Consider the following 15,851-nt stretch of genomic DNA (forward strand, 5'->3'; position numbering starts at 1 on the left):
GCCCGATTCTTCCGTCTTTGCATCGTCGCTGTTCAAACACCATAGACGTTCGTTATCGCCTCACGTAAAACAGGTATTAACCGCCTGAACCGGAACCTGCGTAGCGTCCGTTTACATCGAAAGTTCACTGGAACGGCACCCGCGGTTCCACTGCAGGCCCCCCTTGGAGGCACCGTGACTGTCAAGATCGATCTCGTCGCCGACCTCGGCGAGAGCTTCGGCGCTTGGACGATGGGCGACGACGACGCACTGCTCGACGTGCTGACGTCCGCCAACGTCGCGTGCGGCTTTCACGCCGGCGACCCCAGGACCATGGATGCGACGGTCCGAGGGTGCGTCGCCCGCGGAATCGGCATCGGCGCACACCCCAGCTTCCCCGATCTCGCAGGGTTCGGCCGGCGCGCGATGGACCTCACCGCCGACGAGGTCCGCACGGACGTTCTGTACCAACTCGGCGCACTGCACGCCTTCGCGACGGCCCACGGCACATCGCTCTCGCACATCGCACCGCACGGTCGGTTGGGAAATCTCGTCGCGACCCGCGCCGACTACGCGGGCGCCGTCGTCGATGCGGTGGAGGCGTTCGACCCGCGGCTCATCGTGCTCGCCCAGGACGGGGAACTCGCCGACCACGCCCGTGCGCGGGGGCTCCGGGTGGCCATCGTCGCCATCGTCGACCGTGCATACCGGGCGGACGGCACCCTGGTACCGCGGTCCGAGGCCGGCGCCGTGATTCACGACCGGGACGCTCTGGTGTCGCGCACGGTGCAGATGGTGACCGAAGGGGCCGTCGACGCCGTCGACGGCACGCGCATCCCGATCGAGGCAGACACGGTGCTGCTGCACGGCGACGGCGCCGACGCGGTAGGCAACGCGCGGGCGATCCGGGAGGCACTGCTGCACGCGGGCGTCGTCATCGCCCCCGTCACCGAGGTCCTCGAGGCCAGGGCCGAGAAGGAGTCCGCGTCGTGTCCGGCGTGACGTGCACCCGGCCGCACCGCGACTTCGTCCTCGCGGACTGCGGGGACTCCGCGGTCCGCCTGACGTCGCTGTCCCCCGATGCGGAGGAGCGCTGGCAGGCCGTCCACACGGTCGCCGCCGCGCTCGACGCCCGCGACGACGACGTCGCGGTCACCGGCATCATCCCCACCTACGACTCACTGCTGGTCGAATTCGACTGTGCTGCAACGACGCATGACGCCATCCACGCGCTGGTCGAACGGCTGATCGAGCTTCCGGCGCAACCCGCGACGCGCGGTTCGCGACAATTCGAGATCCCGGTCGTCTACGGAGCCGAATTCGGACCCGACCTCGACGACGTGGCGGCACACCTCGCACTCTCCCCGGCCGAGGTGATCCRCCTGCACAGCGCCCGCCCGCTGACCATGCGCTGCTTCGGGTCCCCGGGCGGCGCCCCCATGCTCGACGGCCCCGCGTTCCCGCAGCCCGTTCCCCGTCGCACCATTCCGCGGCCGCACGTTCCGGCAGGCGCGGTGGCGGTCGCGGGCAGGCAGGCCGTCATCTCGGCGCGACCGGCGCCCGGCGGCTGGCCGGTGATCGGCCGCACGCCCCTGACCATCGTCGATCCGTCGACGGAACCGCTGTCCGACTTCCGGCCCGGCGACACGTTCCGCTTCGTGCCGATCACCGCGGCCGAGTGGCCGCTGTACGAGGGGGTCCGGCATGGCTGAGACGATCACCGTCACGACACCCGGGCTCACCTCGATCCAGGATCTCGGACGTCTCCGGGGCTCCCGGTTCGGGCAGATGACCGGGGGAGCCTCCGACCAGTACAGCGCCGACGTGGCGAACGCCCTGGTCGGAAGTCACCGCACCGCGCCGCTGCTCGAAATGGTGGCGATGGACTTCGGCGCCGTCGCAAGCGTCGACCTGCTCGTCGCGGTGACCGGCGCACCGGCGGAGGTCCAGGTCGGGGGTGTCACCCGCCCCCAGTGGGAGCCGTTCGTCTGGACCGCGGGCGAAGAACTCACCGTCCGCGGAATCCACGACGGGCTCCGCGTATACCTCGCCGTGCACGGCGCGATCGCCGCGCCGTCCCTGCTCGGCAGCTGCGCCCCCGACTCGGTTCTCGGTTTCGGCCGGCAACTGACGGTCGGCGAGTCCGTCGCCATCGACGTCGACGGACCGCCGATCGACCACCCCTACTTCCGGGTCCCGCTGTTCCGGCTCGGCGCCGAGCCCGCGACCTTCACCGGCCGCTGGACCATCGACGTCACCGACGGTCCCGACGTGCACGAGTTCGGCGCGTCCGCCGCCCGCTTGTTCGACACCCCCTTCGTCATCGGTGCCGACACGAACCACATCGGTCTCCGCCTGACGCCGACCGATCCGGGGAGCGACGTTCCCCGGCGGGACCGGTCGACGGAAGTGCTCTCCCGCGGGGTACCGATCGGCGCCGTCGAGGTTCCCGCAGGCAACGAGATCCTCGTCCTGCACCGGGGCCGGGGAGTGACGGCCGGATATCCGGTGCTCGCGGTGGTGACCGCCACCGCACTGTCACAGCTCGGCCAGGCGCGCCCCGGCCAGGAGGTGCGGTTCCGAAAGGTGAGCGTCCCCGAAGCCGTGGACGGTTACCGGAGCCAACGACGCTCGATCGCGCTGCTGCGGTCCCGCGTGGCGAGCGCATTCGCCAGTCTTCGGATCCCCACTCACCCAGAAACGACATCCGCCCAGCACCACTCTGTAGCCCAGATGGAGTCAGCATGACCAACGCGATCTCACCCGACACGGCCGGGCACACGCCCGAACACGAGGTGCAACCCCGCCAGCTACGCAAGGTCGTTCTCGCAGGGTGCGTGGGCATCTTCGTCGAGCTCTACGACAACGGCATCTTCGCCTTCATGGCGACCGCCCTGGCCATCGTCTTCTTCGACGTCTCCAAGTCGAGCGACGCGCTGATGCTCGTCTTCGCCGGTTACGCGATCTCGTTCTTCGTGCGACCGCTCGGCGCGGTCGTCTGCGGCATCCTGGGCGACAGGATCGGCAGGCAGAAGATGCTCGTCTTCGTGATCATGCTGATCAGCGTTGCCACCGCGGGCATCGGTGTTCTCCCGACATACGCCGCGATCGGCGTCGCCGCTCCCGCGCTGTTGATTCTCCTGCGCATCCTGCAGGGATTCTCCGTGGGCGGTGAGGCGGCGGGCGCCATGACCTTCCTCGCCGAGCACGCACCGGAGGGCAAGCGCGGACTCATCACCAGCTACGCACAGATCGCGTCGTTCCTGGCCCTGCTCACCGGCACGCTGGTCGCGTTCGCGATGTCGCCCTGGCTCAACGAGGCCGCGATCGAGGGCGGCGGACCGGCGAGCTGGGCGTGGCGCGTCCCGTTCCTCGTCGCGATCCCGATGGGCATCATCGGCTGGTACATCCGGCGGGCGATCAGTGACACCCCGAACTTCGAGAAGCTCAAGGCCGAAGGCGGACTGTCCCGCAACCCGCTGAAGGAAGCGTTCGCGACTCCCGAACACCGCAAGGCGATGCTGCTCGCGCTGTTCATCCCGTTGATGAACGGCTCCGGCTACTACGTGCTCTTCTCCTACATGCCGACGTTCCTCAAGGGCGAGAACATCGGCTTCTCCACCGGCACGGCACTGCTCGTGACCGCGGCGAGCCTGGTGGCGATCTGCTTCGCCATTCCCTTCATGGGCGCACTCTCGGACCGCGTCGGCCGCAAGAGGGTCATCGCCGGTGCGGCGATCGCCATGGCCGTCGGCGCCGTCCCCTGTTACGCCCTGATCGCGACCGGCAACTTCGCGCTCGCGGTGCTCGGAGCCTGCATCATGGCCGTGATCTTCGCCGGCCACACCGCCGTCATCCACATCCTCATCGTCGAACTCTTCCCCACCCGGGTGCGGTACTCGGCGTACGGGCTGGGCTACAACATCTCCTCGGCAGTGTTCGGCGGCACCGCGCCCCTGCTGATGACCTGGCTGATTCCGCAGTTCGGGATCTACGTCCCCGCGGTCTACGCCGTCGTCACCGCACTGGGAACCCTCATCGCCGTCAGCACCGTCACCGACCGGGCGCACGTGCCGCTCCGTGACACGCTCTGACGGATCCAGACTCGGCCCGGTGGTCTCCTGACCACTCGAAGACCACCGGGCTGCACCAACTTTCACCACCAGCAAGGCAAGGGAGCGTCATGCCATTCAACGACTACCGGACCGCACTCGTCACCGGCGCCAACACCGGAATGGGCGCCGCGGTCACCGAGATCCTCACCAAGCGGGGTCTCACCGTCTACGGCGTCGCCCGCAACAAGGAACGGCTCGACGAGGTCGCGGAGAAGACGGGCATGATCCCGCTCGCCGTCGACATCACCGAAATCGACGCCCTCAGCGCCGCCGTCGAGGGCCTCGAGATCGACGTGCTGATCAACAACGCGGGAGTCTCGGCCACCGGCAACATCCTGGACGCGTCCGCCGACTCGGTCGACGCCATGGTCGACGTCAACCTCCGTGCGGTGCTGCACCTGTGCCGGCTGCTCATGCCGGGGATGGTCGAGCGGGACCTCGGCCACATCGTGAACATCAGTTCCATCGCCGGCCTGTACAACTTCTACGGTCACACCGCCTACCACGCCACGAAGGCCGCGGTGCACCAGATCTCGCGGCAACTGCGCAACGACACCATCGGCAAGCGCATCCGCGTGACCGAGATCTGCCCGGGCCGGGTCGAGACCGAGATCTTCGGACGCAACCTGGGCGGCTCCCCGGAGGCGATGAAGGAGGCGTGGGAGACGTATTACGAAGGCTTCGAATCCATCACGACGAAGGACATCGCCGACACGATCGAGTTCGCGATCGACGCCCCGCGCCACGTCAACCTCGGCCTGATCGAGATCATGCCCACCTTCCAGGTACCGGGTGGTCTCGACTTCGTCCGGCGCAACGACTGAGGCCGGCCGTGACCACTGCGCCGCACCACTCCTCCGCCCCGCTGCCCACCGAGACCCTCGGGGTGGTGGCGCACGCCGCAGGCGACCTGCGTATCGAATCGGTGCCCCTCCGGCGGCCCGAACCGTCCGAGGCGGTCGTCGAGATCGCCTACGGCGGCATCTGCGGATCCGACCTGCACTACTGGACGCACGGCGCCGCCGGCGAGTCGATCCTGAAGGCCCCCATGCTGCTCGGCCACGAGGTGGTGGGAACGGTCGTGCAGGCCGCCGCGGACGGGACCGGCCCCGCCGCGGGTGACACCGTGGCCGTGCACCCCGCGACCCCCGGCGGTCGCGGCGCCAGGTTCCCCGACGACCGTCCGAACCTGTCGCCGGGATGCACCTACCTCGGCAGCGCGGCGCAATTCCCGCACACCGAAGGGGCATTCGCGAAGTACGCGGTGCTGCCGTCGCGGATGCTGCGGCGACTGCCGGCGAACCTGCCGCTGCGCACCGCCGCCGTCGCGGAACCCGCCGCCGTGGCGTGGCACGCCGTGGCCCGCGCGGGCGACGTGGCAGGGAAGAGCGCGCTCGTCGTGGGGTGCGGCCCCATCGGCGCCCTCGTGGTGGCCGTCCTCCGCCGGGCCGGTGCGAGCGAGATCACCGCGGTCGACGTGCACGACTATCCCCGCACGGTCGCGAAGGCGCTCGGCGCGGACACGACGCTGGACGCCGCCGACGCCGTGAGCATCGCCGCCGTCGACGCCGACGTCGTCGTCGAGTGCTCCGGCAACCGCTTCGGACTCGAATCGGCCATTCGCGGCGCGACGCGCGGCGGCAGGATCGTCATGCTCGGACTGCTCCCCACCGGGCTTCAGCCCGCTCCGCTGTCGCTCGTCATCACGCGGGAACTCGAACTCGTCGGTTCCTTCCGGTTCAACGACGAGATCGATGCGGTGCTCGAGGCTCTGGCGGACGGCAGCCTGAACGTCGAACCGGTGATCAGTCACGAGTTCGGCATCGAGGACGGCCTCGAGGCGTTCGCCGTCGCGAAGGACGCGTCCGCGTCCGCGAAGGTGTTGCTGGCGTTCTGATCTCAGTCATGCCGAACGGCTATCACCCGACACACAATCGGTCTTGTACAGGTGTGGTCCCCACCCGATAGCGTGGGTGTCGAGATACCGCCCCCGACTTCCCTGCTTCTTTCGTTCCCACGCCCTCTACCAGGAGGAACTATGTCCACCTTCGTTCCAGCAGCGCGAGTCGACCAGATGCGTGAGTCGCCGAGTGTGGCAGCCGCGCAACGGGTTCGCGAACTCCGGGCGTCGGGGCGGGAGATCCTCGACCTGACGGTCGGAGAGCCCGATTTCGACACCCCGGAGCACATCAAGGCCGCGGCCGTGGCGGCGATGGAGTCCGGTCTCACCAAGTACACCCCCGTCAACGGCATTCCCGCACTGCGGGAGGCGATCTCGAAGAAGATGCTGACCCGCACCGGGGTGGAGTTCGCGGACAACGAGATCACCGTCGGCGGAGGCGCCAAGCAGGTCATCTTCCTCGCGCTGATGGCGACGGTGGAGGAGGGCACCGAGGTGATCGTGCCCGCGCCGTACTGGGTGTCGTACCCCGACATGGTGACCGTGCACGGCGGGACACCCGTCGTCGTCGACTGCCCGGAATCCGACCGGTTCCTGCTCACCGCAGAGAAGCTCGAGGCCGCCATCACCACGGCGACGAAGTGGGTCATCCTCAACGCGCCGTCGAACCCGACGGGCGCCGTGTACAGCGAGCACGAACTGGCGGAACTCGCGAAGGTCCTCGACCGGAACCCGCACGTGAACGTGCTCTGCGACGAGATCTACGACGAGATCGTGTTCACCGATTCACCCGTTCCGAACCTGCTGTCGTCCGCGCCGCACCTGCGCGATCGGATCCTGGTCACCAACGGTGTGTCGAAGGCCTACGCGATGACCGGCTGGCGGCTGGGGTACGGCGTCGGGAACAAGGGCCTGATCGGCGCGATCAACAAGCTGCAGTCGCAGAGTTCGTCCTGCCCGTCGTCGATCAGTCAGGCCGCCGCCGCCGAAGCCCTCACCGGGGATCAGAGTTTCGTCACCACGTCCGTCGCGAGCTATCGCGCCCGGCGTGATGTCACGTTCGAATTATTCTCCGGCATAGACGGTCTCGAACCCGTACTGCCGCAGGGCGCCTTCTACCTGTTCGTCGGATGCGCCGGCCTCGTGGGCAAGCGGACACCCGACGGCACACAGCTCGAAAACGACCAGGACGTGGTGCTGTTCCTCCTCGACCACGCGTCGGTGGCCACCATCCAGGGCTCTGCGTACGGGGCCGAATCCTATTTCCGGGTCTCCTTCGCCACGTCCGAGGACGTGCTCAGGAATGCGGCAGCCGCGGTCGAGAAGGCCGTCGCTTCGCTCAGCTGACCCACCCGCCATCACAGAACTACGGAGACATCATGGTTCACGTCACGACGAAGATCGATCGCGCCGACAAGGCCGCCATCGACAGCCTGGGCGCCTTCTCGGCCGCCACCATCCACGAGGCGCAGGGCCGCAAGGGCGCACTGGATTCGGGGATCAAGCCCATCGACCGCGACATGTCGTTCTGCGGGTCCGCCTTCACCGTCGTGTGCCATCCGCGCGACAACATCATGCTCCAGGTCGCCATCAGCTACGCGCAACCCGGTGACGTGCTCATCGTGTCCTCCGGCGACCAGCCGGCGGGACAGTTCGGCGACGTGCTGGCCAATGCGTGTGTGGCGCGGGGCATCAGCGCACTCGTCACGGACGGCGGCGTGCGGGACAGCAGGGAGATCCGCGAACTCGGGTTCCCCGTCTTCTCCAAGCACGTGTGCATCGAGGGAACGGTGAAGGAATCCCTCGGTCCCGTCAATCAGCCGCTGGTGTTCGGCGGCCAGATCATCTACCCCGGCGACGTCATCAAGGGCGACTGCGACGGTGTGGTCGTGGTCCGGCGCGACGAGGTCCAGTTCGCCGTCGACGCCTCCCGTGAGCGGGACGCCGCCGAGGCCGCCTACATCGAGCGGTACAAGAAGGGCGAAACCCCGATCCAGGTCAGCAACCTCGCCCAGGTGCTCGAGGCGAAGGGTCTCACCGTCGACCAGTGAGCCGGCGGTGTCAGTGCCCTCAGGGCGGTGTCAGGGGGACGTCACAGCGTGGACACCTGCTCCCGAGGGGACTTCGTGGAGAAGATGGTCGTCCTCGCCGGGTGTGTCCGACGCTCCGGTCAGTTCGTCGAGGAGGATGTAACCGCCGTAGCCGAGGCCGGCGACGGCGAGGACAGCGGCGTACAGCCGGTCGAGCATCAGTTTCTCCGTATCGTTTTCGGAAACCCCCGAGCCGGGCAAGTATGCCGCGGCGCGGACAGTCGGGGCCCTACCCGATCGGGTAGGTTTACGGGCAGGATTCGACTGACCGTACGGTAGGAAACCCGGCGGGCGCCCTACTTGACGGCGACCACGTCGACCGGACGAATGTCGGGGTCCCTGGCCAGCAGGTCGGGGCCGACGTTGGCCAGAGCGGCGGGGATCGCTCCGCTCAGGTGCGCCTGCCTGCCGTCCTCGTTCTCGAAGGTGTCGAAGATGCCGTACGTGGTGTCGCTGACCTTGAACGCGTACCAGGTGACGGTGCCTTCCTCCGCCGCGGCCAGGGCGCGCCCCTGCTCCAGGAACGCAGCCAGTTCCTCGCCCTTGCCCGGCTTGGCCTCGAGCAGGGCCAGAATTCCTCTGTCGATCGTCACGATGTCTCCTCCTCGTTCGTTCCGACTCGCGTGCACCCACCTACGACGCTACGAGCGTCGAGCGGGTGACCACCACCCCTCTGACACAAGTTGCGACCGGACTGTTCGTCACCTGGTGGTGACTGTTTCGGTCTCAGGGCTGTCAGCATCGACGTCTCGAAGAATCGGTCGAGTCGTGCGGCGGTTCTCGCGTTCGAGGTCTGCAGGTAACGGTCGATGGCGCGCGCCAGACGCACGCGATATTCGGCCGGTTCGACGCCGAAGTCGCGCCTGATCTTGTCGGCCGGTGGATCCCCGATGGGAAGCCACATGACGGCGAGATCGAGAATCTCGTCGTCCAGAGACAAGCGTGGTGGTGTCATCGAGCGGAACTCATCAAGGCCGGCGGGGAGGGGAAGCCGCCGACAGCCTGTTCATAGGTGTGTGCAACGCGCAGAACCGTGGCGTCGTCGAACGTGTTGCCGACGATCATCAGCCCGGTCGGCAGGCCGTCGACGAGCCCCGCGGGAACCGAGCAGGCGGGGTGACCGGTGACATCGAACGGGGCGGTGTTGCCGACCATTGACAGCGCGACGTCGAGGTAGTCGCCCAATGCCACATCTGCAGGCGGGATCTTCTTCGCGGTATAGGGGACGGTGGGCATGACCAGCACGTCGTAGTCCGTGAGCGCGGCGTCGTAGGCCGCGCGCAGTTCCGGGACGAGTTGGCGCGCCATCGCGTAGTACTTTCCGCCGCCGACCTCGAAGGTGTACCGGCCCGACAGCCCCACCAACTTGACCGTCTCGGACAACTCGTGACCGCGCTCGAGGCGCTGAGCGGCGAAATGCGCGATCAGTTCCGGGTCGTAGAATCCGTCGGTGTTCATGCCGTAGGCGTTGCCGTCGAGCATCTGGTACGCGGCACCCTCGGTCGCGATCACGTTCCAGACGTGCATCGCGTCGAGGTGCCACGGAATCGACAYGTGCTCCGCCGCGAGTCCGGCGCTGCGCAGCACGTCGACCGCGGCGTGGACGGCGGCATCGACCTCCGGATCGGACGCTGCGGTGCCGAAGCCCTCGGCCACGACTCCGACGCGCAGCCCGGAGGCCGTTTCGGTGAGCGCCGCCAGGTAGTCGACCGGCTCGACCTGGCGTGATTGCCGTGGATCGGCCCCGTCCGTACCGGCGAGCACACTCAACATGGTGGCCGCGTCGGCGACGGTCCGGGTCATCGGGCCGAGATGGTCGATGGTCCTCTCGATCGGAAATGCACCGGTGTAGGGGACCAGCCCGTGCGTCGGTTTGTGACCCACGATCCCGCAGAATGCGGCAGGAATGCGGATGGAGCCGCCCTGGTCTCCGCCGACGGCCAAATCGACCTCACCGCTGGCGACCAAAGCGCCGGAGCCACTGGAAGATCCACCCGAATTGCGGGTCGTATCCCACGGATTGCGCACCGGTCCCGGCTGCGAGGTGAAACTCCCGCCCGAGAAACACAGATCCTCACATACCGATTTTCCTGCGATCGTGGCGCCGGCATCGAGCAGCCTGCGGACGACCGTGGCGTCCTGCCGCGGGACGAACCCCTCCAGGGTGCGCGATCCGTTCATCATCGGAACACCCGCGACCGCGACGTTGTCCTTGACCGCCACGGTGCGGCCGGCCAGCGGACCCCCAGAGGAGCCGTCGATCGAGGTCGTGACGTACCACGCTCCGAGACGGTTGTGCTCCGGTGCCGGCGGCGCCCAGGATCGCTCGGGGGCCGGTGACGCCGCACGCCGATAGAGCTGCTCGACCGCGATCGGCGCAGTGAGGGTGGCCTCGACGGCGGGGGCGAACTCGTCGAGGTCGACGGCGGACAACCCGAATCGGAAATGCTCGTTCAACGCCGCCAATCGGGCGGAATCGGGTGCAGGCAACGAAGTCATGAAGGTGCGCTCCTCAGCTGTGCAGTGGCGCCCGCGGGCACCTGGTCGAGGGCCGGCTGTCGGTCCGGATGCGACGCAGGACCCGCCGGCATTTCCCGGTGTTCTACGAACCGTAGAAGCCGCCGAACCGCAGCGTTTGTCTCAGAGTGACAGCCCGCTTTGCGCTCAGTGCCAACTTCGCCGCCGAGGCCTGTCTCCAGCGGAAACAGTGGTCAGCTGTCATTGACAGTGACGCCGGATTGCTCTTAGCGTGACGTGCAGGCGAGGGAAAGGGGCTGCTCATGCCGTTGTCGCTCGCACCGGGTGGCGAGCACCGCCGCACGGAGGTGATCCGGACAGCTGCCCTCCGAGACTGGGTCGAGGTGATCAGCGAGACCTTCGTGGCATTGAAGATCAGCCCGGGCGAATCCGATCGCTTCGCGGGGGCGGTCCACACCCGGCGATTCGCGCATCTGCTGGCCGCCGACGTCCTGGCCACACCGCAGACCTTTCACAGGACGCCGCAGCTGACCGACCGGCATCCGCTCGACCTCATGCAGATCGGCATGGTCGTCGCCGGTGAGGGACAACTCGTCCAAGACGGACGAACCTGCACACTGCGGCCGGGCGACTTCGCCATCTACGAATCCTCCCGCCCGTTCACCTGGAACCTGCGACCGGAATGGCACCTCCAGGTATTCACGTGGCCGCGCGGTGCCGTCTCGCTGACCGAGGGTGAGTCGCAGAAACTGACGGCACGGACCGTGCGATCCAATTCGGCAGTAGGACAGCTACTGTCGCCGATGCTCGCCGGACTTCTCGCAGTCGAGAAGGAACCGTCGCCAAGCGGTGCGATGCGGCTGGCGGACGGAATTGCAGACCTGGCAATCACCGCCGCACAGGAAGAGGCTGAGCCGGACGATCCCGATGTCACCGCACGCGACCTCTACGCGAACATGCTCCGGTACATCGAGCGGAATCTCGACGACCCGGACCTGTCCCCGCAGCGCATCGCCCATGCGTTCTTCATCTCCACGAGAACCGTTCACAGAGTGTTCGCTCGATTCGGAAACACCGTGGCAGCCACGATCCGGGCACACCGACTCGAGGTCTGCCGTGACGCGATGCTGTCACCGCGCAACGCCTCCCGTTCGCTGACCGATATCGCCGCGCAGTTCGGATTCATCGATCTGTCGGTATTCAGCCGAGCGTTCGCCACCCGATACGGCGTCAGCCCGAGCAGGTACCGGGAATTGCACCGGTAACCGAAGGCTCCCGGGGGAGCGTTGCGCGATCAGACCGAAGAGAGGTACCGATGCTTGTCAGGTCCGGGTTTGCATTACCCGTGCGGACGACACGGGCCTCCGACTGGGAGGACATGCTGCGCGAGCACTTCGTCGCCCTCAGTGTCTCGGGCATCGAAGACCGCCCCCGGTTCACCGGTGCGGTGCGGTCGTCCGAACTTGCTCATCTCAAGGTGTCCACAGTCCAATCGACCGAGCAACGGATCGCCCGCAGCGGCAGCCTGGCCAGAGCCGACCGTGCCGACTACCTCCAGATCGGGCGGATCCGTCGTGGGCGTGCCGTGGTCACCCAGGATGACCGGGAGTGCGTACTCGATCACGACGACTTCGTCCTGTACGACACGTCTCGCCCTTTCGATTGGCGGATCGACGGGCATCCGGATGACGGTTCGTGGGTGCTCGAGGTCTTCACGTGGCCGAGGAGCTCACTGTCGTTCAGCGAAGCGGAGATTCACGACCTCACCGCGATAGCCTTCGACGGCCGTGCCGGAGCCAGTGGGCTTGTGGGCCGGTTCCTTCACGACATCGTGACGAGCCGGATCGCATCCGATGCCGGAGCGGGGAACGCAATCGTGGACGAGGTCGGCGACCTGGTCACTGCCGTCCTGCGGGCCGTCGGCCGGCCGGTCGGCGCGCCACGTTCGAGTACCTACCGCGCAGCGATCACGATGATCGACGAGAGCCTCGGAGATCCATCGCTCTCGCCGTCCGTGATCGCCTCGGCCCTCGGCATTTCCACCCGGCACCTGCACCGGGTATTCGCCGAGCAGGACACGACGGTATCGCGCGTCATCCGAGTGCGGCGACTCGAGCAGTGTCGCCGCGACTTGGCCCAGAGCACGACCCCGGATCGCTCGCTGGGCCAGATCTCTCGCCGTTGGGGTTTCGCCGACCCCTCACTGTTCAGCCGCACGTTCAAGAGCGAGTACGGGATGAGCCCGCGCCAGTACCGGGCGACGGCGGCAGCGCCGCGGACCTGACGTCGGGACGCAACTCGAGTTGTCCCTCTCGTCCAAATACCTGTCTCTCTCGGTCAGATTCGCCGTCGGTCGGGGAGGTAACTTCTGTGTTGCCGGGATTTTCAGCCGCCGACGCGGCGGCCCGCACGCGATGAACCAGAACCAGGAGCCCTCATGGAATCTGCAATCAGCGATCACCTCACCTGCCCCCGCACGTTGACCCGACGCGTCCCGGATGGCTACCAGCCACCCTTTCCGATGTGGGTGGGACGTGCCGCCGAAGAAGTGCAGCAGGTGGTGATGGGATACCTCGGTGTGCAGTTCCGCGGTGACGCGCAACGCCCGGCCGCGCTGCGCGCCATGCGCGACATGGTGGCTGGTTTCGATCTGCCCGACGGCCCGTTGCACTATGACCTGACCCATCACGTCGACAATCAGAGTCATGAGAATCTGATGGTCGTGGGCTATTGGAAAGATATTGCTGCCCATGATCGTTGGCTCCAGTTTCCGGAGGTGGCCGACTGGTGGGCATCGGACGAGAGGCTGTCGGAGGGGCTGGGGTACTTCCGTGAGATCGTGGCCCCGCGGGCCGAACAGTTCGAGACGCTGTACGCGTTCCAGGACGCCCTTCCGGGTGTCGGTGCCGTCATGGGCGGTATCAGCGGCGAGATCAATGAGCACGGCTATTGGGGCTCGATGCGCGAGCGCTTCCCGATCTCCCAGACCGACTGGATCCAGCCGTCGGGTGAATTGCGCGTACTCAGTGGTGATCCCGCCGCAGGTGGCCGCGTGGTGGTTCAGGGTCACGACAACATCGCACTGATCCGCTCCGGGCAGGACTGGGCCGAGGCCGAAACGGCGGAACGCAACTTGTATCTCGACGAGATTCTGCCCACTCTGCAGGACGGCATGGACTTTCTGCGCGACAACGGACAATCGGTGGGCTGCTACAGCAACAGGTTTGTGCGCAACATCGATCTGGACGGAAATTTTCTCGACCAGAGTTACAACATCGGCCACTGGGGTTCGCTGGACAAGCTCGAACGCTGGGCGGAATCTCATCCCACCCACCTGCGAATCTTCACCACTTTCTTCCGCGTCGCAGCCAGCTTGTCGAAACTTCGCCTTTACCATGAAGTCTCGGTATTCGACGCGCGCGACCAGCGATACGAGTACATCAATTGCCATCCGCAGACCGGCATGCTGCGTGATGCGCAGCCGCCGCAGTAGAGCTATTCGCAATTTTCAGCCCCTACAGAGAAGGTGAAGAATGTCGGTAACGATCGAACACACACCAGAGAACGCGACTCCCGCACAGGCACCGGCCGCCGACCGCGCCTGGGCGCTGTTCCGGGCGCTGGACGGCAAGGGATTGGTTCCCGAGGGATACGTCGAAGGCTGGAAGAAGACGTTCGAAGAGGACTTCAGCCCCCACCGCGGCGCAGAACTGGTCGCCCGGGCATGGACCGACGACGAGTTCCGGCAACTTCTGCTCACCGACGGTACCGAGGCCGTCGGCACGTACGGGTACCTGGGACCGCAGGGTGAATACATCGTGGCGCTCGAGGACACGCCCACACTCAAGAACGTGATCGTCTGCTCTCTGTGCTCGTGCACCGCCTGGCCGATCCTCGGCCTGCCGCCGACCTGGTACAAGAGCTTCGAGTACCGCGCCCGCGTGGTTCGTGAACCGAGAAAAGTGCTGTCCGAGATGGGCACCGACATTCCGGAGGGCGTCGAGATCCGGGTGTACGACACCACCGCCGAAACACGCTACATCGTCCTGCCCCAGCGGCCGGCAGGCACCGAGGGGTGGAGCCGGGAGCAACTCCAGCAGATCGTCACCAAAGATTGCCTGATCGGGGTCGCGATCCCGCAGGTTCCGAGCGCCTGAGCACCCGAAGAGAAGGAACAGATCCATGGATGGAGTACACGATCTCGCCGGTGTCCAGGGGTTCGGTAAGGTCCCGCACACCGTCAACGCCGACATCGGCGGACCCTTTCACGCGGAGTGGGAGCACCTCCCCTACAGTCTGCTGTTTCTCGGCGCCGCAGACCTGGGGGCGTTCAGTGTCGACGAGGTCAGGCACGTCGTCGAACGAATGGAACCACGCCACTACATGATGACGCCGTACTACGAGCGGTACGTCATCGGCGTCGCAACCCTGATGGTGGAGAAGGGAATCCTGACCCACGACGAGCTCGAGGCGCTCGCGGGCGGCCCGTTCCCGTTGTCCCTTCCTGCGGAATCGGAAGGCCGGCCGGCGCGGACGGACGGCATCACCTTCGAGGTGGGGCAGCGCGTTCGGGTCCGCGACGAGCACGTGCCCGGGCACATCCGGATGCCGGCATACTGCCGCGGCCGGGTCGGAACGATCACCCACCGCACCACCGAGAAATGGCCGTTCCCCGACTCGATAGGCCACGGGCGCGACGACGCCGGTGCCGAATCCACCTATCACGTCCAGTTCGCGGCGGAGGATCTCTTCGGCGAGGACACCGACGCAGGCAGTGTCGTGGTCGACCTCTTCGAGGGATACCTCGAAAAGGTTGCCGCCTGAACACATCCGACACGATGAACACAGACCGGCGGTGGAAAGCCTGCCCGGAACTCCGCGCCTCCGCCGCCGGTCTGTCGTCGAGTACAACCAGATTCTCCGGAAGGAACCGACCAATGAATGACACGCGCCTCCCCGTCACTGTGCTGTCCGGATTCCTCGGTGCAGGAAAAACGACACTCCTGAACCAGATCCTGCGCAACCGTGAAGGCCGGCGCGTCGCGGTGATCGTCAACGACATGAGCGAGATCAACATCGACAGTGCCGAGGTCGAACGAGAGATCTCGCTGAGTCGATCACAGGAAAAGCTCGTCGAGATGACCAACGGCTGCATCTGCTGCACTTTGCGGGAGGATCTCCTCGACGAGATCAGAACCCTGGCCGCCGACGGACGATTCGACTACCTCCTGATCGAATCGTCCGTCATCTCCGAGCCCCTGCCCGTCGCCGAGACATTCACGTTCATCG

At 66.6% G+C, this 15,851-nt stretch carries 17 protein-coding genes; 14 read left to right on the plus strand and 3 right to left on the minus strand.

The genetic code is table 11. The annotated features are described in order from the left end of the window. Window positions 1–174: 174 nt before the first annotated feature. The 8 genes from AC1DWT_RS29225 to AC1DWT_RS29260 all read left to right on the plus strand — a co-directional run bounded on the left by AC1DWT_RS29225 (window position 175) and on the right by AC1DWT_RS29260 (window position 8,045). A complete protein-coding gene (locus AC1DWT_RS29225) occupies window positions 175–981 on the plus strand; it encodes a LamB/YcsF family protein (protein WP_206013825.1) in 807 nt (268 codons plus the stop codon). Then, window positions 969–1,691 (plus strand): 5-oxoprolinase subunit B family protein, encoded by a 723-nt coding sequence (locus AC1DWT_RS29230; protein ID WP_477923282.1) that lies wholly within the window; start codon window positions 969–971, stop codon window positions 1,689–1,691. The genes AC1DWT_RS29225 and AC1DWT_RS29230 overlap by 13 nt, the downstream gene beginning before the upstream one ends. Next, window positions 1,684–2,727 carry a 5-oxoprolinase subunit C family protein gene (locus tag AC1DWT_RS29235; RefSeq protein ID WP_072944348.1) on the plus strand — a complete coding sequence of 348 codons (1,044 nt, stop codon included), beginning with the start codon at window positions 1,684–1,686 and terminating at the stop codon, window positions 2,725–2,727. The genes AC1DWT_RS29230 and AC1DWT_RS29235 overlap by 8 nt, the downstream gene beginning before the upstream one ends. Beyond that, window positions 2,724–4,073, plus strand: coding sequence for an MFS transporter (locus tag AC1DWT_RS29240; protein ID WP_095861734.1), 1,350 nt, complete (start codon window positions 2,724–2,726; stop codon window positions 4,071–4,073). Before AC1DWT_RS29235 ends, AC1DWT_RS29240 begins: the two co-directional genes overlap by 4 nt. Before the next feature lie 89 nt (window positions 4,074–4,162). Next, window positions 4,163–4,918, plus strand: a complete 756-nt coding sequence (locus tag AC1DWT_RS29245; protein ID WP_206013823.1) for an SDR family oxidoreductase — start codon at window positions 4,163–4,165, stop codon at window positions 4,916–4,918. An 8-nt stretch (window positions 4,919–4,926) separates the two neighbouring features. Beyond that, a complete protein-coding gene (locus AC1DWT_RS29250; protein ID WP_095861736.1) occupies window positions 4,927–5,991 on the plus strand; it encodes an L-idonate 5-dehydrogenase in 1,065 nt (354 codons plus the stop codon). Between the two features lie 141 nt (window positions 5,992–6,132). Next, entirely contained in the window at window positions 6,133–7,341 is a 1,209-nt protein-coding gene (locus AC1DWT_RS29255; protein ID WP_206013822.1) for an aspartate transaminase, read from the plus strand. A gap of 32 nt (window positions 7,342–7,373) precedes the next feature. Next, window positions 7,374–8,045 carry a 4-carboxy-4-hydroxy-2-oxoadipate aldolase/oxaloacetate decarboxylase gene (locus AC1DWT_RS29260; protein ID WP_206013821.1) on the plus strand — a complete coding sequence of 224 codons (672 nt, stop codon included), beginning with the start codon at window positions 7,374–7,376 and terminating at the stop codon, window positions 8,043–8,045. Window positions 8,046–8,075: 30 nt separating this feature from the next. Here AC1DWT_RS29260 and AC1DWT_RS29265 read toward each other — a convergent pair whose 3' ends face one another. The 3 genes from AC1DWT_RS29265 to AC1DWT_RS29275 form a co-directional block, all read right to left on the minus strand. Then, complete coding sequence (locus AC1DWT_RS29265; RefSeq protein ID WP_167372195.1) at window positions 8,076–8,243, minus strand: hypothetical protein; 168 nt, start codon at window positions 8,241–8,243, stop codon at window positions 8,076–8,078. 137 nt (window positions 8,244–8,380) lie between these two features. Next, the gene (locus AC1DWT_RS29270; RefSeq protein ID WP_095861739.1) at window positions 8,381–8,677 is read right to left on the minus strand and encodes a putative quinol monooxygenase; all 297 of its coding nucleotides are present in this window, start codon (window positions 8,675–8,677) and stop codon (window positions 8,381–8,383) included. A 358-nt stretch (window positions 8,678–9,035) separates the two neighbouring features. Further along, complete coding sequence (locus AC1DWT_RS29275; protein WP_477923286.1) at window positions 9,036–10,583, minus strand: amidase; 1,548 nt, start codon at window positions 10,581–10,583, stop codon at window positions 9,036–9,038. 281 nt (window positions 10,584–10,864) lie between these two features. Between AC1DWT_RS29275 and AC1DWT_RS29280 the strand changes: the two genes are divergently transcribed. The 6 genes from AC1DWT_RS29280 to AC1DWT_RS29305 form a co-directional block, all read left to right on the plus strand. Then, complete coding sequence (locus AC1DWT_RS29280) at window positions 10,865–11,827, plus strand: helix-turn-helix domain-containing protein (RefSeq protein WP_072944362.1); 963 nt, start codon at window positions 10,865–10,867, stop codon at window positions 11,825–11,827. A gap of 113 nt (window positions 11,828–11,940) precedes the next feature. Next, the gene (locus AC1DWT_RS29285; protein ID WP_371851562.1) at window positions 11,941–12,846 is read left to right on the plus strand and encodes a helix-turn-helix domain-containing protein; all 906 of its coding nucleotides are present in this window, start codon (window positions 11,941–11,943) and stop codon (window positions 12,844–12,846) included. A 153-nt stretch (window positions 12,847–12,999) separates the two neighbouring features. Further along, entirely contained in the window at window positions 13,000–14,055 is a 1,056-nt protein-coding gene (gene oxdA, locus AC1DWT_RS29290; protein WP_206013820.1) for an aliphatic aldoxime dehydratase, read from the plus strand. Window positions 14,056–14,095: 40 nt separating this feature from the next. Continuing rightward, window positions 14,096–14,719, plus strand: a complete 624-nt coding sequence (nthA, locus tag AC1DWT_RS29295; RefSeq protein WP_072944368.1) for a nitrile hydratase subunit alpha — start codon at window positions 14,096–14,098, stop codon at window positions 14,717–14,719. A gap of 25 nt (window positions 14,720–14,744) precedes the next feature. Continuing rightward, the gene (gene nthB, locus AC1DWT_RS29300; protein ID WP_072944370.1) at window positions 14,745–15,386 is read left to right on the plus strand and encodes a nitrile hydratase subunit beta; all 642 of its coding nucleotides are present in this window, start codon (window positions 14,745–14,747) and stop codon (window positions 15,384–15,386) included. A 113-nt stretch (window positions 15,387–15,499) separates the two neighbouring features. Continuing rightward, on the plus strand, window positions 15,500–15,851 hold a 352-nt coding region (locus tag AC1DWT_RS29305; RefSeq protein WP_477923288.1), incomplete at its 3' end, for a GTP-binding protein.

Source organism: Rhodococcus sp. P4_B6, assembly GCF_056402215.1.